Genomic DNA, 18,555 nt, shown 5'->3' on the forward strand with positions numbered 1-18,555 from the left:
CGGCGAAGGCGGCAGGGAGCTGAACATGAGGGACATCTGCGTGGTGGGCCTGGGCGCGATCGGGCTGCCGCTGGCGGTGCAGTTCGCGTCGAAGGGGCACCTGGTCACCGGGGCGGACCCGGCGCCGGAGGTGGTGGCCGCGGTGGCGTCCGGCCGCCCGCCGGCCGGCCCGGAGCCCGAGCCGGAGGCGGCCGACCTGCTCGCGCAGGTGGTGGCGGACGGCCGGCTGCGCGCCACCACCGACACGGCGGCGGCCGCGGCCGGCGCCGAGGCGGTCGTGATCACGGTGCCGCTGCTCACCGACGCGCAGGGCGAGCCGGACTTCGGGCAGCTGGACGCCGCCACCGACGCGGTGGCCGGCGGCCTGCGCCGCACCACCCTGGTCAGCTACGAGTCGACGCTGCCGATCGGGACGGTCCGGGGCCGGTTCGCCCGGCGGCTGGAGGCCGGTTCCGGGCTGGTGGCGGGCCGGGACTTCGCGCTGGTGTTCAGCCCGGGGCGGGTCCGGGCCGGCCGGGTCCTGGCGGACCTGCGGCGCAGTCCCAAGCTGGTCGGCGGGATCGACGAGGCCTCCACCGAGCAGGGCGCCGAGTTCTACCGGTCCGTGCTGGACTTCGACCCGCGCCCCGACCTGGAGCGGGCCAACGGCGTCTGGGCGCTGGACTCGGCCGAGGCGGCCGAGTTCGCCAAGCTCGCCGAGACCACCTACCGGGACGTCAACATCGCGCTGGTCAACCAGTTCGCCCGGTACGCCGACCGGGTCGGGGTCGACCTCGGCCAGGTCATCGAGGCCTGCAACTCGCAGCCGCACAGTCATCTGCACCGCCCGGGGATCGCGGTCGGCGGCGACTGCGTACCGGTCCACCCGCGGCTGTACCTGTGGAACGACCCGCACGCCAGCGTGGTCAGGGCCGCCCGGGAGGCCAACGAGGCGGTGCCCGGGTACGCGGTCGGGCTGCTGGAGGGGGCGCTCGGCCCGCTGGGCGGGGTCGCGGTCGGGGTGCTCGGCGCCGCCTCCCGCGGCGGGGTCAGGGAGACCGCCTACTCCGGGGTCTTCGCCCTGGTCGAGGCGTTGCGGGCGGCCGGCGCCCAGCCGTACGTCTCGGACCCGCTGTACGGCGTCGAGGAGCTCACCGCGCTCGGGCTGCCGGCCGACGAGGGCAAGCCGGTCAGCGCGCTGGTGGTGCAGACCGACCACCCGCAGTACCGGGAGCTCGGCGCGGTGGACCACCCCGGGGTGCGGGTGCTGCTGGACGGCCGGCGGATCACCGACCCGGCCCGCTGGGAGGGCGTGCGGCGGATCGTGCTGGGCGGTGGCGGGGTCTGAGACCCGGGGCGGCCCCGGGCGGGGCAGACTGTCGGGGTGACCCTTGATCAGAGAGTGAGCCGGGAGGAACCGCCCCGGCCCGGCCCGGGTGTCCGCTTCACCGCCGCGGACGAGCTCAAGAGCCGCGGTGTGCGGCGGATGAAGGCGTTCGCCACCGGGCTGCTGGCCTTCGCCACCCTGGTGTTCGCGCTGGCCACCTGGGCCGACGCGGCGGGCGCCGGGGCCTGGGCGGGCTACGTCGCGGCCGCCGCCGAGGCGGGGATGGTCGGTGCGCTGGCGGACTGGTTCGCGGTGACCGCGCTGTTCCGCCGGCCGTTCGGGCTGCCGATCCCGCACACCGCGATCATCCCGACCAAGAAGGACGCCTTCGGCCGCTCGCTCGGCGACTTCGTCGGCGACAACTTCCTGTCCGCCCCGGTGGTCCGGGCCCGGCTGGGGTCGATCGGGATCGCCCGGCGGCTCGGCGAGTGGCTGGCCGCCCCCGGCAGCGCGGAACGGGTCACCCGGGAGGCCGCCGCCGCGCTGCGCGGCCTGCTCGCGGTGCTGCGCGACGAGGACGTCCAGGCGGTGGTCGCCGAGGCGGTCGGCCGGCGGGCCGCGGCCACCTCGGTCGCCGAGCCGGCCGGCCGGCTGCTGGGCCGGGTGGTCGTCGACGGGGGCCACCACGGGGTGGTCGACCTGGTCACCGTACGGGTGCACGACTGGCTGGTCGACCACCACGAGGACGTGGTGCAGCGGGTCACCGCGAAGACCCCGGGCTGGACGCCGAGGTTCGTCGACCACCAGGTCGGCGAGCGGGTGTACAAGGAGCTGCTGCGCTTCGTCACCGACATCCGCGACGACCCCGGGCACGCCGCCCGCGGCGCCGTCGACAATTTCCTGGCGGACTTCGCGACCGAACTCCAGCACGACCCGGACACCATCGCCCGGGTGGAGCGCGCCAAGACCGAGCTGCTGGCCCGCCCCGAGGTGCAGGACCTGATCGCCACCACCTGGACGGCGGTGCGCACCCTGGTGATGACCGCCGCCGAGGACGAGGACAGCGAGCTGCGCCGACGCATCCGCGACAGTCTGCGCCGGCTCGGGCAGCGGCTGGCCACCGACGCCCGGCTGCAGGCCAAGGCGGACGGCTGGCTCCAGGACGCCGCCGAGTACGTGGTGGCGACCTACCGCGAGGAGATCACCTCGCTGATCTCCGACACGGTGGCGGGCTGGGACGCCGACGAGGCCTCGCGCAAGATCGAGGCCAACGTCGGCCGCGACCTGCAGTTCATCCGGATCAACGGCACGGTGGTGGGCGCGCTGGCCGGGCTGCTGATCCACACCGTCGCGGTGGCCCTGGGCGGCTGACCGGGCCGTGCCGCCGGGGTCCGTACGATGAGATCGAATCCGACCGGTACGTGATGAAGGAGCGCCAGGGTGGCTGAGGAAAAGAGCGGTATCGAGGCGTTCATCGCCAACATGCCCAAGGCCGAGCTGCACGTCCACCACGTCGGCTCCGCCTCGCCGCGGGTGGTGGCCGAGCTCGCGGCCCGGCACGAGGGCAACACCAGGGTGCCGGCCGACCCCGAGGCGCTCGCCGAGTACTTCACCTTCACCGACTTCGCGCACTTCATCGAGGTGTACCTGAGCGTGGTCGACCTGATCCGGGACGCCGAGGACGTCCGGTCGCTGACCTACGGCGTCGCCGAGGACATGGCCCGCCAGCAGATCCGGTACGCCGAGCTCACCGTCACGCCGTACTCCTCTGTCAGCCGGGGCATCCCGGACGTCGCCTTCATGGAGGCCATCGAGGACGCCCGCAAGTCCGCCGAGAAGGACCTCGGGGTGGTACTGCGCTGGTGCTTCGACATCCCCGGTGAGGCCGGCCTGGCCGCGGCCGAGGAGACCGCCCGGCTCGCCGTCGACCTGGCGCCGGAGGGCCTGGTCTCGTTCGGCCTCGGCGGCCCGGAGATCGGGGTGCCGCGCCCGCAGTTCAAGCCGTACTTCGACCGGGCCAGGGCGGCCGGGCTGCGCAGCGTCCCGCACGCCGGTGAGACCACCGGCCCGCAGACGGTGTGGGACGCGATCCGGGTGCTGGGTGCCGAGCGGATCGGCCACGGCACCCAGGCGGTCCTGGACCCGGCGCTGGTCGACCACCTCGGCGAGCACCGGATCGCCCTGGAGGTCTGCCCGACCTCCAACATCGCCACCCGCGCGGTGGAGCGGATGGAGGACCACCCGATCCGGCAGATGGCCGACGCCGGGCTGCTGGTCACCGTCAACAGCGACGACCCGCCGATGTTCGGCACCGACCTCAACACCGAGTACGCGGTCGCGGCCGGGCTGCTCGGCCTGGACGAGGCCGGAGTCGCCGCGCTGGCGAAGAACGCCGTCGAGGCGTCCTTCCTCGACCAGGCCGGCAAGGCCCGGCTGGCCGGGGAGATCGACGCCCACCTCGCCTCCTGGCGCTGAGCCGCCCGCGGCCCCGGGGAGCAGCCGCTCCCCGGGGCCGCCGCGGGTTCAGGCCGCCTTGGCGAGGGCGACGGCCGGCGCCGGGACGTCCCGGTGCAGCCAGGCGCGCTCGGCCACCGTCCACGCGGTGGTGGTGAGCAGGTACACCCCGGCGGCCAGCGGGACCAGGGCCGCGAACAGCACGGTGAGGAAGGACAGGTACGGCGCGAAGGCCGCCCCGGGCGCCGTCGTGCCGGCCGAGAGCCGGCGCGCGCGCCGGAAGGACGCGTAGCCGACCGCGGCGAGCGCCGCGTACAGCGCGCCGAAGACCACCAGCTGCGCCGGGCCGTGCGCGGCGCCGACGTGCAGGCCGAGCGGGACCCCGAACAGGGTGTGGTCCAGCAGGTCGTTGCCGTTGGTGAACAGCCGGTACATCACCGAGAAGAACGGGATCTGCACGAGCATCGGCAGGCAGCCCGCGAGCGGCGAGGACTTCTCCGTCCGGTACAGCTCGGCCATCGCGGCCTGGAGCTTCTCCGGCTTGCCCTTGTGCTTGCGGTTGAGCTCGGCCACCTGCGGGGCGAGCCGCATCCGGACCTTCTCGCCACGGGCGGCGGCCCGGGCGAGCGGGTGCAGCGCCAGCCGGACGGCGACGGTGAACAGCACGATGGCGGCAGCGGTGGGGACCACCTGCGCGAGGGCCGAGACGATGTCGTGGGCCACGCGGACGGCAGGGTCGAGTACGGCGAAAAGGGACATGGGGAGCGAGCCCTCCGGGGTCTCAAGGGGTACGAGAGGTCGGCGGAGGGCGGCCGCGCGGGCCGGAAGAGGGGCGAGGGTTACGCGGCCGCCGGGGCCGCACCGGGGGCCCTGGGGCGGCGGCGGCCGCGGGCGTCCGGATCACGCTGGGGGAGGAAGGCCGTGCGGTAGGCCCGCCGGCGCAGCACACCGCTGCGGACGGCCGCGGGGGCCCTGGCACCGAGCAGCCGGGCGGCCGCCAGGGTGCCGGCCACGGCGCCGGAGACCAGCACCACGGCGGCGGTGGCCGCGGCCACCGTCAGCCCGGTCGGGCCGGTCGGCAGCTCACCGCCGGGCAGGCCGCCGGTCAGCAGCCGGAACACGCCGAGGAGCAGGGCGATCACGGACACCACCGGCCTCCTCGGGTACGGGCGCGCACCGGGTGTGCGCGCGGACGGCTTCTGCGGCGATGGTACGCCCGCGGTGGCGGGGGACGGCAGGGATCCTCCGGACATGTGGTGCAGAGCTCATCCGGCGCTGCCGTCCACCGCTGCCGTCCGCCACCGCGGTGCGGCTCAGCCGATCGGCGCGACCGAGCCGGTGATCGCGGAGGCCCGGGCCGCCTCCAGCACGGTGAGCGTCGCCACCGCGTCGAAGGGGTCGACCGGGGGCGGGGTGCCGGTGGCGAGCGAGGCGGCGATCCCCGCGTAGTAGGCGGGGTAGTCACCGTGGTCGGTGGGGACGGCGGCGGCGTGCTCGTCGGTGCCGAGGGTGCCGTACGAGGCCGGGTCGTCGGCGCCCCAGGCCCCGCCGTCACCGGGACGGCGGCCGGCCCGCAGGTCGCCCTCCTGCGGGTCCATGCCGGACTTCACGTACCCGGCCGCGTCGCCGAGCACCCGCAGCCGGGGGCCGCCGAGCGGGGCGATGGCGCTGGTCCACAGGTGCGAGCGGACGCCGCTCGCGTGGGTGATGGCGACGAAGGCGTCGTCGTCGACCACCGCGCCGTCGCGGCGGGTGTCGATCTCGGCGTACACCGTCTCGGCCGGGCCGAACAGGGTGAGCGCCTGGTCGACCAGGTGGCTGCCCAGGTCGTACAGGGTGCCGCCGACCTCGGCCGGGTCGGCCAGCTCGCGCCAGCCGGCCTTCGGCTTCGGGCGGAAGCGCTCGAACCGGGACTCGAAGCGGTGCACCCGGCCGAGCGCGCCCTCCTCGACCAGTCGCCGGACGGTCAGGAAGTCGCCGTCCCAGCGGCGGTTCTGGAACACCGACAGCAGGGTGCCGCCCCGCCGGGCGAGCTCGCACAGCTCGCGCGCCTCGGCGGCGGTGGCGGCGAGCGGCTTGTCCACCACGGTGGCGAGGCCCGCGGCGAGCGCGGCCCGGGCCAGCGGCACGTGGGTGCGGTTGGGGGAGGCGATGACCACCAGGTCCAGCTCACCGGCCGCGGCGAACAGCTGCTCGGGAGTGTCCACCGCCCGGGCGCCGGGGTGCTCCCGGTGCAGCTGGGCACGGCGGTCGGGGTTGGCGGTGACCACCGCGTCCAGCCGCAGTCCGGGGGTGGTGGCGATCAGCGGTGCGTGGAAGGCGGCGCCGGCCAGGCCGTAGCCGATCAGGCCGACGCGGAACGGGGAGCGGGGCGAGCTGGTCATGCCCCTACTCAATCACGCGCCGGCGGTGACGCCCGGTCAGCGGGCGTGCGAGCCTGGCCGGCGTCGCCGCCGGTTGACCGTCACGACCGTGGCCCCGGCCAGCAGGAAGGCGCCGCCGACCGCGGCGGCCAGGCCGGTGGAGCGGTCGGTGCCGGTCTGGGCGAGGCCGTCGGCGGCGGGCCGCGCGGCGGCGGTACCGGTGCCGGTCGCGTCGGGGGCGGCGGACGGCGTACCGGTCACGGCGGCGGTCACCGGCCGGGCGGCCTCGGTGGAGGCGGCGGCGCCGGAGGGCGCAGGCGGCGCGGGCGGCGCGGCCGTGGGGGTGCCCGGCTCCGTCGCCTCGTGGGAGTGCGCCGCACCGCTGCCCGGGCTCGGGGTACCGGCCGAGCCCGCCGGGGCGCCGCTGCCGTCGAAGACCACGTCCGAGCAGGAGTAGAAGGCCTCGGGGCTGTCCGAGCGCTGCCAGATCGCGTAGATCAGCTGACGGCCCTTCCGGCCGGCCGGCACCTTGCCGGGCAGCACGTACGAGCCGTCGGAGACGGTCGGGTCGGTGACGGTCAGGAACGGGGTCTGCTCCAGATCGGCCCAGCGCAGCGGCTTCGCCGGGTCGTAGCCGGCGTTGGTGAGGTACAGCCGGAAGGTGCCCTTGTGCTGGGCGGTGACGTGGTAGCGGAAGGTGAAGTCGGCGCCGGAGGTGAGGTTGGTGGCGGGCCAGTCCGCGCGCGGCAGGTCGAGCCCGGCGAACTCCGGGGCGTTCGCGCTGCACAGTTTGCCGTCCGGGATCAGCTCGCGGTGCCGGCCGGCCGCGTCGCCGATCCGCACCGCGTTCCAGTCGTACAGCGCCTGGGTGCCGCCGGCCGCGACCGCGGCCCGGCAGGCGGCCGACTTCGGGTGTTCGGGGCCCTCCAGGTAGCAGCCCTCGACGCGGCTCGGCGGGTTCTGCATCGAGCCGTGCGCCTCGGCGGTGCCGCAGCCGAGGGTGCCGGACAGGGTGAGGCCGGCGAGGACCGCGACGGTGACCGTGAGCCGGCGGACCGGCAGGCGGACTGACATGGGCGGTGCTCCTTCGGGTGGCCCCTCGCCGGGCGGGTGCGGGAGCGGCCCGGGGGAGGGGGACGAGAGGTGGGTGCAGGGAGTGGTCCGGACGGGCCGTGGGGTGCCCGGGAACGAAGCTAGCCCGGCGGGCAGGGGGAAATGACGGCTGCTCAGAGCCGTTAGGGGCGGCTTAAGACACCCTTGAGGGACGGCGCTGCGGCCCCCGCCCGGTCCGGTGGGCGGGCGGGACTGCCGTCGGGCTGGTGTGCGGATTAGGCTGGTGCCGTTGGGGCAGCCGGCAGTGACCCCGGCCGGCCACCGCGCTCGGGGCCGGCGGGTGCAGTTTCCGTACCACCACCGCACGAACTCTGGAGACACGCACGTGGCAGACCGCAAGCCCATCGAGTCCTGGCTGACCGACATGGACGGGGTCCTCATCCACGAGGGCACCCCGATCCCCGGCGCGCAGGAGTTCCTGCGCCGCCTGCGGGAGTCGGGCAAGCCGTTCCTGGTGCTGACCAACAACTCCATCTACACGCCGCGCGACCTCAGCGCCCGGCTGGCCGGGATGGGCCTGGAGGTGCCGGAGGAGTGCATCTGGACCTCGGCGCTGGCCACCGCGAAGTTCCTCAAGGGCCAGCGCCCGGGCGGCACCGCGTACGTGATCGGCGAGGCCGGCCTGACCACCGCGCTCTACCAGGCCGGCTACGTCCTGACCGACAACAACCCCGACTACGTGGTGCTCGGTGAGACCCGCACCTACAGCTTCGAGGCGCTCACCAAGGCGATCCGCCTGATCAACGCGGGCGCCCGGTTCATCTGCACCAACCCGGACGAGACCGGTCCGTCCACCGAGGGCGTGCTGCCGGCCACCGGTTCGGTCGCGGCACTGATCACCAAGGCGACCGGGGTGGACCCGTACTTCGTCGGCAAGCCCAACCCGCTGATGATGCGCGAGGCGCTGAACACCGCCGGTGCGCACTCGGAGAGCGCCGTGATGATCGGCGACCGGATGGACACCGACATCGTGGCCGGCATGGAGGCCGGTATGGAGACCATCCTGGTGCTCACCGGCCTGACCGCCGAGACCGACGTGGAGCGGTTCCCGTACCGCCCGACCAGGGTGGTCAAGTCGATCGCCGACCTGATCGACCAGATCTGACCGAGCAGGTCCGGCCGGCCGGCCGGAGTGCGCAGCCCCGCCGTTCCCGGGAGAGCCCGGGCGGCGGGGCTGTTCCGTACGAGGGGGGATTCTTCGTGAGCGAGCAGACGGTGGCGGCCGGGCAGCCGGCCGGGGCGCAGGAGCAGGAGCGGGAGCGGGAGCGGGACGGCGGCGGGGAGAAGCGGGTCACCTGGGCGGAGCTCTACTTCGACCTGGTCCTCGTCTTCGCGATCACCCAGGTGTCGGGGCTGCTGCACCACCACCACGGCTGGGCCGGGGCCGGGCAGGCCCTGGTGGTGTTCGTCCCGCTGTACTGGTGCTGGGTCGGCACCACCGTGCAGGCCAACATCCAGGACGTGGACCGCCCGCGGGCCCGGCTCGGCATCTTCGCGGTGGGCCTGGGCGGCCTGTTCATGGCCCTGGCGGTGCCCGGCGCGTACGGCGGCCGCGGGCTGCTGTTCGGCGCCGGGTACTGGCTCTCGCGGCTGGTGCTGTTCGCGCTGGTGTCCGGGATCCGCGGCGCCTGGCGGGGCCCGTACGGGGTCGGGGTGCTGGTCAGCGGGCCGCTGCTGGTGGCGGGCGGGCTGCTGGACGGGCCGCTGCGGCCGTCGCTGTGGGCGCTGGCCGGGCTGTGCGACCTCGCCGCTCCGCTGGCGTTCCGGCGCCGGCTGGCCAAGGTGCACTACCACCCGGCCCACCTGCCGGAGCGGTTCGGGCTGTTCCTGCTGGTGGCGCTCGGCGAGTCGATCGTCGGGATCGGCGGCCCGGTCGCCGGCTCGCCCCTGCATCCGGCCCAACTGGTCTCGGTGGCGGTGGCGTTCGTCATCTCCTGCGGCCTGTGGTGGCTCTACTTCGGCTACGCCTCGGACGCCATGCGGTTCGCCCTGGAGACCTCGCCCAGGCGGCGGGACCTGATCCGCTGGGTGTTCTCCTACGGGCACCTCGCCCTGATCGCCGGGGTGATCGCGGTCGCCGTCGGCTTCGGCGAGACGGTCGCCGAACCGGGCCGCGCCCTGGGCGCCGGGCCGCTGGCGCTGCTGTACGGGGGCTGTGCGCTGTACCTGCTGAGTTTCGGCTACACCCGCAAGATGATGTTCGGGGTGGTCTCGCCGACCCGGCTGGCGGCCGCCGCGCTGGTGCTGCTGCTGATGCCACTGGTGGTCCGGCTGCCGGCGCTGGCGGCGCTGACCGTACTGGCCGGTGTGCTGGTGGGGCTGAACGGCTGGGAGCACCTGCGGGTGCGGCGGGCGCAGCAGCCGACTTCGTAGTGTCGGTGGTGCTGTGTAGCGTTCGGTGTCGAAGGTGACCGGAGTGAGTCGTACGTCCGGGGCGGGCCGTGCCGGTCCGCCGCCGGTGGTGGTGGGAGGTTGATGTCGTGACCGATGTTGCCGAGGTGGCCGTGGGTGCGGGTCTCGAGGTGCCGGAGTCCTGGCACGGGGTGCTGGCCGAGGAGCTGGGCAAGCCGTACTTCGCCGAGCTGGCCGCGTTCGTGGCCGCGCAGCGGGCCGAGCACGAGGTGTTCCCGCCGGCCGGCCAGGAGTTCTCCGCGCTGGAGGCCACCCCGTACGACAAGGTCCGGGTGCTGATCCTCGGCCAGGACCCGTACCACGACAACGGCCAGGCGCACGGCATGAGCTTCTCGGTGCTGCCCGGGGTGAAGACCCCGCCCTCGCTGCGCAACATGTTCAAGGAGCTGGACGCCGACCTCGGTGTCCCGGCGCCGGACAACGGCTACCTGATGCCGTGGGCCGAGCAGGGCGTGCTGCTGCTCAACGCGGTGCTCACGGTGCGTGCGCACGAGGCCAACTCGCACAAGGCCAAGGGCTGGGAGAAGTTCACCGACGCGGTGATCAAGGCGGTCAGCGCCCGTGAGGAGCCGGTGGTCTTCGTGCTCTGGGGCAACTACGCCAAGAAGAAGCTGCCGCTGATCGACACCGAGCGGCACGTGGTGGTGCAGGGGGCGCACCCCTCGCCGCTGTCGGCCAAGCTGTTCTTCGGCAGCCGCCCGTTCTCGCAGATCGACCGGGCGCTGGAGCAGTTCGGCGGCACCCCGATCGACTGGCGGATCCCGGACCTCGGCAAGTAGCGGGTGGAGCGGAGTGCGGGGGCCCGCACTCCGCTCCGGCCCCGGGGGGTCAGCCCGCGGTGCCGAGGAAGGACGCCCAGCCGCCGGCGGGTGCCTGGCCCACCCCGAGGGTGCGCAGCTTGCGCACGGTGGACTGGTCCTGCACCTCCAGCCACTCCACCAGCTGCCGGAACGACACCAGCCGCACGTCCGGCTTGCCGGCGATGGTCTTGATGGTCTCCTCGACGGCGTCCATGTAGATGCCGCCGTTCCACTGCTCGAAGTGGTTGCCGATGAACAGCGGCGCCCGGTTGGTGGTGTAGGCCCGCTCGAACCCGGCCAGGTAGGCGTCGCGGGCCTGGGTGCGCCACTGGTCGTACTTGGCGGGGTCGCCCTTGGTGGAGCCGCCGGACTGGTTGGCGAGGATGTTGTAGTCCATCGAGAGCACCTGGAAGGCGTGCCCGGGGAAGGGCACCCCCTGCAGCGGGAAGTCCCAGATCTTGCCGTCCTGCACCTTCTGCGGCCAGATCTGCAGGCCGCCGGGCGAGCTGGCGTCGTACTTCCAGCCGAGCTTCGCGGCGGTCGGCAGCAGCGTCTTCTGGCCCTCCAGACAGGGGGTGCGGCCGCCGATGAGTTCCTTGTGATAGTCGAAGGGCAGCGGGTCGACGTCGGTGAAGCCGGTGTTGGTCCGCCACTGCGTGACGAAGGCCACGGCCTGCTGGATCTCGCTCTCCCAGTCCTCCGGCGTCCACTTGCCGACGCCGTTGCCGTCCGGGCGGCTGGCGCAGAAGTGGCCGTTGAAGTGGGTGCCTATCTCGTGGCCGGCCCGCCAGGCCTCGCTGATCAGCTTGACCGTGTTCTTCACGGCGCCGGCCGACAGGAACGGGATGTCGGACGCGCCGACCGGGTGCTTGGGCGGCTGGTAGAGGCCCGACTTCTCCTTCGGCAGGGTGTAGATGCCGGACAGGAAGAAGGTCATCGCGGCCTTGTGGTCCGCCGCCACCTTGAGGAAACGGGCGAACTGGCCGTCGTCGGTGGCGCCGGCGCCGTCCCAGGAGAAGACCACGAACTGCGGGGGCGTCTCACCGGGCTTCAGCTTCTCGGGCTTGGGCTGGTTGGGCTGGGCGCCGGTGTCGGAGGTGGAGCCGTCGCCGATCGGGGTGCCCTTCGGGGACTGGTTCGCGGTGGCGGTGCCGGGGACGGACGAGCCCTTGCTGTCGGATCCCGGGGTCGACCCACCGCCGCCGGAGCCGCCGGTGCCCGAACAGGCGGAGACCGCCCCGAGCGCCGCAGTCGCCGCCGTGGCGCTCAGCACTGTCCTGCGCGAGATGCCGCCCATGTGGTCTCCCCTGCCGCGATGAGTCCCGCTGCTCAGCGAACCTCCGGCGAACCCACAGGTTCCCGGAGGTCAAGTGATAGCAAAATTGGACATTTGATCAGTAATTCCATCCAAAGGATGTCACGAGCCCCTGGGCTTACCGGTTCCAGGTTCCCGTCGAAAACTCATACGCGGCCCGCGACGGGCCGGATGCGGCCCGGTCGCGGCTGTTGCGATCCTGGGACGAACGAACTGACTGACCAAGGACGGGCGGACGGGCCGGGCTCAGACCGCGACCGCGTGCCGCCGCCGCCGTGCCCAGCGTGCGATGGCGGTGGAGATGGCGGTGGCCGCCGCGCAGGACACGGCCAGGCTCAGCCAGGCGGTGTCGAACCAGTGGCTGTTCAGCCAGCCGAGGCTGACGATGTACGCGGCCCACAGCAGCGCCGCCAGCGCCGACCAGCGCAGGAAGCCGCCCCGCTCGGGGGAGTGGCCCACCGCGAGGTCCAGTACGGTCCGGCCGGCCGGTACGAACCGGGCGATGATCACGATAGCCGCGGCGGTCCGGCTCGACCGCCCGGCGAAGCTGCGCTGCATCCGCTCCACGCTCGCCGCCAGCTTCGGCCGGTGCGCCAGCCGGCGCTGGACGGCGGGTGCGCCGCGCCGGGCCAGGTTGAGCAGCAGCAGGTCGCCGAGGAAGGAGGCGATGGCTACCCCGAGCCCGAGCAGCAGCGGCGCCCCGTCGACGTGGGAGGTCCGCAGGACGGCCAGGATGACCAGGCTGCCACTGGGGATGAAGGGCAGGAAGGCGTCGCCCAGCACGGCGAACAGTGCCAGCGCACAGATCCACGAAGAGCCGATGAAGGCGGCGGCGTCCAAGGTCGTACTCCCTCCAGACCGCCCGGGGGAGAGCAGCTACAGGGGGCAACGCTATCGGGTCGACCTTTCATGCCATGAAGCACCCCCGGTGGCGCAACTCACACCGCCCGGCTGCAACCGCACCGCCCGGGCCGGGGACAGGGCGGGGGGCGAGACGGCGGACATGGCACGGGCCCCTGGGACGGGGTGCCGTCCCAGGGGCCCGCTTCGACCGGACGGCGCTGGTCCAGCCCGTCGGTCTTGCACATGGACGCGGCACCGGTGAATGGTCCGCGCTGATCAACAAGACTGCCCGAGGATCGCGCCGCCCGCGACCCCGCGGCCTGGCGACTTCCGGCGCTGGCGTGAAGTCGCCATCCGTACCCGCCTGCTGTCGGAGGGTCAGGAGTCCCGGTCGGCCGCGCCGCCCACCGGCGGGAACACCCGGGCCCGCGCCCGGGTTGTCCCCCTGCGGAACAGCACCCGGCGACCAGGAGGACGGACGGCATGACCACTGTGGAAGGCGACCCGGTCCGCGGCCGCGCCCGGGGAACGGCCCCCGCGCCGCTCTCGATCCTCGACCTCGCGACCGTCGGCGTCGGCACCACCCCCGCCGAGGCCCTGCGCACCACCACCGAGCTCGCCACCGGCGCCGAGCGGTGGGGCTACCACCGCTTCTGGGTGGCGGAGCACCACGGCATGCCGGGCGTCGCCAGCTCGGTGCCGGCCGTGCTGCTCGCGCACCTCGGCGCCCACACCCGTACGCTGCGGCTCGGCTCCGGCGGGGTGATGCTGCCCAACCACGCGCCGCTCGCCATCGCCGAGCAGTTCGGACTGCTGGAGGCGCTCCACCCGGGCCGGGTTGACCTCGGCCTCGGCCGGGCCCCCGGCACCGACCAGGCGACCGCCCGTGCCCTGCGCCGCGGCGACACCGAAGGCGCCGAGGACTTCCCCGACCGGCTCGCCGAGCTGACCCACTTCCTGGACGGCGACTTCCCCGACGGCCACCCGTACGCGGCGCTGGCCGCGGTGCCCCGCAGCGCCGGGCGCCCGCCGATCTGGCTGCTCGGCTCCTCCGGGTTCAGCGCCCGGCTGGCCGGCCGGCTCGGCCTGCCGTTCGCCTTCGCGCACCACTTCAGCGCCGCCAACACGGTGCCCGCCCTCGACCTGTACCGCTCCAGCTTCCGGCCCTCCGCCGTGCTGGCCGAGCCGTACGCGCTGATCGGGGTGAGCGCGGTGGCCGCCGGGGACGAGCAGGAGGCCCGGTTCCTGGCCCGCTCGGCCGGACTGGCCATGCTCCGGCTCCGCCAGGGCCGGCCCGGCCTGATCCCCACCCCGGAGGAGGCCGCCGCCCACCCGTACGGCCCGGCCGAGGCGGACTTCCTCGACAGCTGGCTCGCCAACGTGGTGCTCGGGGCGCCGGGCGAGGTCGCCGACGGCCTGGAGCGGCTGCGCAAGCGCACCGGCGCCGACGAACTGATGGTCACCTCGCACATCCACGGGCACGAGCGCCGGCTGCGCTCCTACGAGCTGATCGCCCAGGCGTACGGGCTCACGGCCGGCGGCTGACCCGCCGACGGCCCGGGGACGGGCGGCCGGGGCCGGTCAGACCGGCGCCGGCCCCGGCCGGCCCTTGCGCAGTATGGCCGCCACCAGCTCGGCCTCCCCGGGCCGGGCGAAGTACCAGCCCTGCGCGGTGTCGCAGCCGGTCAGCCGCAGCCGCTCGGCCTGGGCGGCGCTCTCGATGCCCTCGGCGGTCACCGTCAGCCCCAGCGCGTGGGCCAGCTGCACCATGGCGCCGACGATCTGCTCGTCGGCCGCCTCCCGCCGGGCCCTCGGCCGCCGCTCCGGCTGCGGGTCGCGGAAGCCCTCGATGAAGGTGCCGTCCAGCTTCAGCACGTGCACCGGCAGCCGGGACAGGTAGGAGAGGTTGGAGTAGCCAGTCCCGAAGTCGTCGATGGCGATCCGCACCCCCATGTCCGCCAGCGCCTGGAGCGCCTGCAGCGGACGCCCGCCCGGGCCGAGCACGGCGCTCTCGGTGATCTCCAGCTGGAGCAGCCGGGCCGGCAGCCCGGTCTCCGCCAGCACCTGGGCGACGTCCGCGACCACGTCCGAGTCCCAGATCTGCCGGGCCGCCAGGTTGACGCTGACGAAGGTCTCGGTGTCGGGGAACTCCGCCAGCCACCGCCGGGCCTGTCGGCAGGACTCCTCCAGCACCCACTTGCCCAGCGGCACGATCGCCCCGGACTCCTCGGCGAGCGGGATGAACCGGTCCGGCGACAGCGTGCCGTACCGGGGGTGCCGCCAGCGCACCAGCGCCTCCGCCCCGCGCACCGCGCCGTCCGCGAGCCCCACCAGCGGCTGGTACTCCACCGTGAACTCGCCGCGCTCCAGCGCCGGCCGCAGCGCCGTCGCCAGCCGCTGCCGGGTGAGCTGGTGGGCGCCGCGGTCGGCGTCGTAGAGCGTCCAGCGGGCCCGGCCGTCGGCCTTGGACCAGTACAGCGTGGAGTCCGCGTCCCGCAGCAGGTCGATCGGGGTGGTGCCGTCCGCCGGCCGCTCCACCACGCCGACCGAGGCCGTCACCGACAGCTGGTGGCCCGCCACCTCGAACGGCAGCTCCAGCGCCTCGACCAGCTGCGCCGCCAGCTCGGTCAGCTGCTCGCTGCCCCGGCTCCCGGTGACCAGCAAGGCGAACTCGTCGCCCCCGAGCCGGGCCAGCAGCCGGTCCTCGCCCTGGGCGAACCCGTTCTCCAGCCGCTCGGCCACCGCGACCAGCAGCTGGTCGCCGATGTGGTGCCCGAGCATCTCGTTGACCGCCGCGAACCCGTCCAGGTCCACGTAGCACAGGCCCAGCCGGGCGGGCGGCCGCCGGGCCCCGGCCGCCTCGAAGGCGCTCTCCAGCCGCTCGAAGAACAGCGCCCGGTTGGGCAGCCTGGTGAGCGGGTCGTGCAGGCTCTGGTACGCCAGCCGGTCGCCCAGCAGCCGCTGCTCGGTGATGTCCTCGACCATCGCCAGGGTGTACAGCGGCCGCCCGGTGTCGTCCCGGATCAGCGAGATGGTCACCTTGCCCAGCACGGTGCGGCCGTCGCGGTGCTTGAGCTGCTTCTCCACCCGCAGCCGGTCGCGCTCGCCGCGCATCAGCTCCAGGTAGAGCCGGCGGGGCGCGTCCTCGGGCTCGATGATCCGGTGGATGTGCATCCGGGCCAGGTCGGCGGAGTCCCGGCCGATCATCGCGGCGAACGCCGGGTTGGCCTCGATGATGTGGTCGTCGGCGTCGATCAGCGCCATCCCGATCCCCGCGTCCGCGAACGCCGCCCGGAACCGGGACTCGCTGGCCCGCAGCGCGGCCAGCAGCCGCTGGGTGCCGCCGCCGACCGGCGCGCCGCAGGCGGGACAGCCGGTGAGCCCGGCGGCCGTGGCCGGCGGCGGCCCGAACTCCCCTTGCGGGTACGGCGGGAGAACGTGCGACTGGTGGACGCCGACGGCCGGGTGCGCGTCCTCGGCCCGGCTGCGTCCGTCGTGCCGCACGCCCAGGTGTTGTGCGTCGGCCCCCTCGTTCCGGCCCGGCACGGCACGCTCCCGTCCGCTGCTCACACTGATCCGGTCGGCTGCCCGTACCGCGGCGGACCGCTTGTCGGCCGCGGGCGGGCCGCCCCGGCCCGGGGGACCGGACCGCTGGACGGGGCACACTCGGCGGCGAACGGGCCACTGCCGCTGATCATAGGCCGCCCGCGGATCCACGGGCGACCGCCGCCAGGGTGATTCGCGGCGATCGGGGAGCCGGCCGGAGTGCGGACACGGCACCGCCCCCGGCGCGCGCTGCTCGGCGCGCGCCGGGGGCGGTGGCGGGACCCGACGAGGGGTCAGGCCAGCTTGGCGGACAGCGTGATGGTGGTGCCGGTCAGCGCCTGGCTCACCGGGCAGTTCTTCTTGGCGTCCTCCTCGGCGGCGGCGAAGCCGGCCTGGTCGAGGCCGGGTACCTCGCCGACCACGGTGAGGTGGATGCCGGTGATGCCCTCACCCGGCTGGAAGGTCACGTCGGCGGTGGTGGTCAGCTTGACGGGCGGCGTGCCCGCGCCGGCCAGGCCGTGCGACAGCGCCATCGAGAAGCAGGACGAGTGCGCGCCCGCGATCAGCTCCTCCGGGCTGGTCTTCCCGTTCGCCACCTCGGCGCGGGCCGGCCAGGAGACCGGGTACGCGCCGATGCCGGAGGAGTCGAACGTCACCAGGCCGGCGCCCTTGAGCAGGTCGCCTTCCCACTCGGTGTGCGCGGTACGGGTGGTTGCCACGATCGGGTACCTCCTGTTGGGGATCTGCCGGGTCGTCAGTTCCGGTGGTGCGGGGACCAGCCTACGGTGCGGGACCCGGCAGCCGGGGCCGCTCCGGGGCGAGCCGCGCGACCCGTCCGCCGGGCGTTCCACATGCCGGACGGCGGGCGGCAAAACCGCGGGCCGGGCAGGCCGCCCCTGTTAGATTGGCCGGGGCCCGGGCCCGGCCGTCCAGGGCGCGCCGGGGCCGTCCCGCACGCCAGCACCAGCCGCCACACCCGGAGCCACCCGATGACGGATCAGCCCACGCAGTCCCCGACCGCCACCCCTGAGAAGGTCGACGAGGCGGTCTGGGCCGAGCTGACCAGCCTGCGGCAGAGCATCGACAACGTCGACGCCGCCGTGGTGCACATGCTCGCCGAGCGGTTCAAGGCCACCCAGCGGGTCGGCCGGCTCAAGGCCGAGCACCGGCTGCCGGCCGCCGATCCGGCCCGGGAGCGCGAGCAGATCACCCGGCTGCGGGAGCTCGCGGCGGGCGCGCACCTCGACCCGGTGTTCGCGGAGAAGTTCCTGAACTTCATCATCGCCGAGGTCATCCGCCACCACGAGGCGATCGCCAGCGAGCCGCTGGCCGACTGACCGGCCGCCGCTCCGGCCGGCCGCCGCTCCGACCTGCTGCTGTCGGGGCGGGATAAAAGCGGGATTTCGCGGTGGGTGGCGATCGGAGTTAGCGTGCTGTGTTCCCTCCCTCTTCCCGCAGGCGGTCTGATCAGTGACCCGGCCCGTACCAGCAGCCGCTTCCCCGTCCCCGGCGCCCGGTCGGCGCCGCTGGCCGTGGTGGGTGGAGATCCCCGTCATGATCACCGTGGGCCTGCTGGTCGCGCTGCTCATCAAGACCTGCTTCTTCCAGGTCTTCTCCATCCCGTCCGGCTCGATGGAGAACACCCTGCAGGTGGGTGACCGGGTGGCGGTCAACAAGCTGGCCCCGCTGTTCGGCTGGCAGCCCGAGGACGGCGAGCCGGTGGTCTTCCGCGACCCGGGCGGCTGGCTGCCGCCGCAGAGCGGGGACGGCAATCCGGTCGCCGCCGCCGCCTCGTTCGTCGGCCTGCTGCCGCCGAAGGACGACAACTACCTGGTCAAGCGGGTGATCGCGACCGCCGGCCAGACCGTGGCGTGCAGCGGTACGACGCTCACGGTGAACGGCCGGGTGGTCGACGAGCCCTATCTGCACGCCGGTGACGACTCCTGCTCGGGCCTGGACTTCGGGCCGGTCACCGTCCCCCAGGGCCACGTCTGGGTGGAGGGCGACCACCGCAGCGACTCGGCCGACTCCCGCTACCACCGGGACAGCTCCTCGGGCGGCGCGGTGCCGGTGGCCGATGTGGTCGGCCCGGCCACGGCCGTGGTCTGGCCGCTCCCTCACCTCGACTGGTTCGGCTGGACCGGCCGCTGACCTGGACCGGCCGCTGACCTGGGCCGGGTCTGACAGTTCGCGTCGGATCAGCGCGCGGCGGTGGGCGCCCGGCTGGGCGTGCCGGTGAAGCGCCCTCGCGCTGGGTCGTACTCGGGCGATTCGCCGGTGCGTCCAGCCGGGGGCACCTCCCGGCCGAAGGCTGGGGGAGGATGCTCGGTGTCGCGCGCCCGGCGGGAATTGTCAGACACGGCCCGGGCCCGCGGCGGTACCGGCGGGGGCCCCGGCGGGCCC

Annotated in this window: 17 protein-coding genes; 9 read left to right on the forward strand and 8 right to left on the reverse strand. The window is 74.3% G+C overall.

Annotated elements, in window-relative coordinates; all coding sequences use genetic code 11:
• Positions 1-25 precede the first annotated feature (25 nt).
• From AA75_RS37050 to AA75_RS37060, 3 genes are all read left to right on the forward strand, one after another.
• Positions 26-1,327 carry a nucleotide sugar dehydrogenase gene (locus AA75_RS37050; RefSeq protein ID WP_033824816.1) on the forward strand — a complete coding sequence of 434 codons (1,302 nt, stop codon included), beginning with the start codon at positions 26-28 and terminating at the stop codon, positions 1,325-1,327.
• Between the two features lie 54 nt (positions 1,328-1,381).
• Positions 1,382-2,677, forward strand: a complete 1,296-nt coding sequence (locus AA75_RS37055; protein WP_033824817.1) for a DUF445 domain-containing protein — start codon at positions 1,382-1,384, stop codon at positions 2,675-2,677.
• A 69-nt stretch (positions 2,678-2,746) separates the two neighbouring features.
• Entirely contained in the window at positions 2,747-3,781 is a 1,035-nt protein-coding gene (locus AA75_RS37060) for an adenosine deaminase (RefSeq protein WP_082527108.1), read from the forward strand.
• Between the two features lie 48 nt (positions 3,782-3,829).
• Here the strand turns inward: AA75_RS37060 and AA75_RS37065 are convergent, their stop codons facing one another.
• From AA75_RS37065 to AA75_RS37080, 4 genes are all read right to left on the reverse strand, one after another.
• Positions 3,830-4,519 carry a YidC/Oxa1 family membrane protein insertase gene (locus AA75_RS37065; RefSeq protein WP_033824818.1) on the reverse strand — a complete coding sequence of 230 codons (690 nt, stop codon included), beginning with the start codon at positions 4,517-4,519 and terminating at the stop codon, positions 3,830-3,832.
• 80 nt (positions 4,520-4,599) lie between these two features.
• On the reverse strand, positions 4,600-4,902 hold the full coding sequence (locus AA75_RS37070; RefSeq protein WP_368666630.1) for a DUF6412 domain-containing protein: 303 nt from the start codon (positions 4,900-4,902) through the stop codon (positions 4,600-4,602).
• A 171-nt stretch (positions 4,903-5,073) separates the two neighbouring features.
• On the reverse strand, positions 5,074-6,144 hold the full coding sequence (locus AA75_RS37075; protein WP_033824820.1) for a Gfo/Idh/MocA family oxidoreductase: 1,071 nt from the start codon (positions 6,142-6,144) through the stop codon (positions 5,074-5,076).
• A 36-nt stretch (positions 6,145-6,180) separates the two neighbouring features.
• Positions 6,181-7,197, reverse strand: a complete 1,017-nt coding sequence (locus tag AA75_RS37080) for a lytic polysaccharide monooxygenase (RefSeq protein ID WP_033824821.1) — start codon at positions 7,195-7,197, stop codon at positions 6,181-6,183.
• A gap of 364 nt (positions 7,198-7,561) precedes the next feature.
• Between AA75_RS37080 and AA75_RS37085 the strand changes: the two genes are divergently transcribed.
• The 3 genes from AA75_RS37085 (at position 7,562) to AA75_RS37095 (ending at position 10,427) form a co-directional block, all read left to right on the forward strand.
• Entirely contained in the window at positions 7,562-8,341 is a 780-nt protein-coding gene (locus tag AA75_RS37085; RefSeq protein ID WP_033824822.1) for an HAD-IIA family hydrolase, read from the forward strand.
• A 95-nt stretch (positions 8,342-8,436) separates the two neighbouring features.
• Complete coding sequence (locus AA75_RS37090; protein WP_233289349.1) at positions 8,437-9,609, forward strand: low temperature requirement protein A; 1,173 nt, start codon at positions 8,437-8,439, stop codon at positions 9,607-9,609.
• A 107-nt stretch (positions 9,610-9,716) separates the two neighbouring features.
• The gene (locus AA75_RS37095; protein WP_199520506.1) at positions 9,717-10,427 is read left to right on the forward strand and encodes a uracil-DNA glycosylase; all 711 of its coding nucleotides are present in this window, start codon (positions 9,717-9,719) and stop codon (positions 10,425-10,427) included.
• A 49-nt stretch (positions 10,428-10,476) separates the two neighbouring features.
• On the opposite strand, the gene AA75_RS37100 is transcribed toward AA75_RS37095, so the two are convergent.
• Together AA75_RS37100 and AA75_RS37105 are read right to left on the reverse strand one after the other, a co-directional pair.
• A complete protein-coding gene (locus AA75_RS37100) occupies positions 10,477-11,745 on the reverse strand; it encodes a hypothetical protein (protein ID WP_082527109.1) in 1,269 nt (422 codons plus the stop codon).
• Positions 11,746-12,009: 264 nt separating this feature from the next.
• Positions 12,010-12,603 carry a hypothetical protein gene (locus AA75_RS37105; RefSeq protein WP_051814082.1) on the reverse strand — a complete coding sequence of 198 codons (594 nt, stop codon included), beginning with the start codon at positions 12,601-12,603 and terminating at the stop codon, positions 12,010-12,012.
• 486 nt (positions 12,604-13,089) lie between these two features.
• Between AA75_RS37105 and AA75_RS37110 the strand changes: the two genes are divergently transcribed.
• Entirely contained in the window at positions 13,090-14,151 is a 1,062-nt protein-coding gene (locus tag AA75_RS37110; protein ID WP_033824823.1) for an LLM class flavin-dependent oxidoreductase, read from the forward strand.
• A 36-nt stretch (positions 14,152-14,187) separates the two neighbouring features.
• Here the strand turns inward: AA75_RS37110 and AA75_RS37115 are convergent, their stop codons facing one another.
• Positions 14,188-16,152, reverse strand: coding sequence for a bifunctional diguanylate cyclase/phosphodiesterase (locus AA75_RS37115; protein ID WP_033824824.1), 1,965 nt, complete (start codon positions 16,150-16,152; stop codon positions 14,188-14,190).
• Positions 16,153-16,445: 293 nt separating this feature from the next.
• On the reverse strand, positions 16,446-16,871 hold the full coding sequence (locus AA75_RS37120; protein WP_033824825.1) for an OsmC family protein: 426 nt from the start codon (positions 16,869-16,871) through the stop codon (positions 16,446-16,448).
• 270 nt (positions 16,872-17,141) lie between these two features.
• On the opposite strand from AA75_RS37120, the gene AA75_RS37125 reads away from it, so the two are divergent.
• Entirely contained in the window at positions 17,142-17,489 is a 348-nt protein-coding gene (locus tag AA75_RS37125) for a chorismate mutase (RefSeq protein WP_033824826.1), read from the forward strand.
• A gap of 202 nt (positions 17,490-17,691) precedes the next feature.
• Positions 17,692-18,303 (forward strand): signal peptidase I, encoded by a 612-nt coding sequence (gene lepB / locus AA75_RS37130; RefSeq protein ID WP_255369540.1) that lies wholly within the window; start codon positions 17,692-17,694, stop codon positions 18,301-18,303.
• Positions 18,304-18,555 lie beyond the last annotated feature (252 nt).

This window comes from Kitasatospora sp. MBT63 (assembly GCF_000710465.2).
Classification (GTDB): domain Bacteria; phylum Actinomycetota; class Actinomycetes; order Streptomycetales; family Streptomycetaceae; genus Kitasatospora.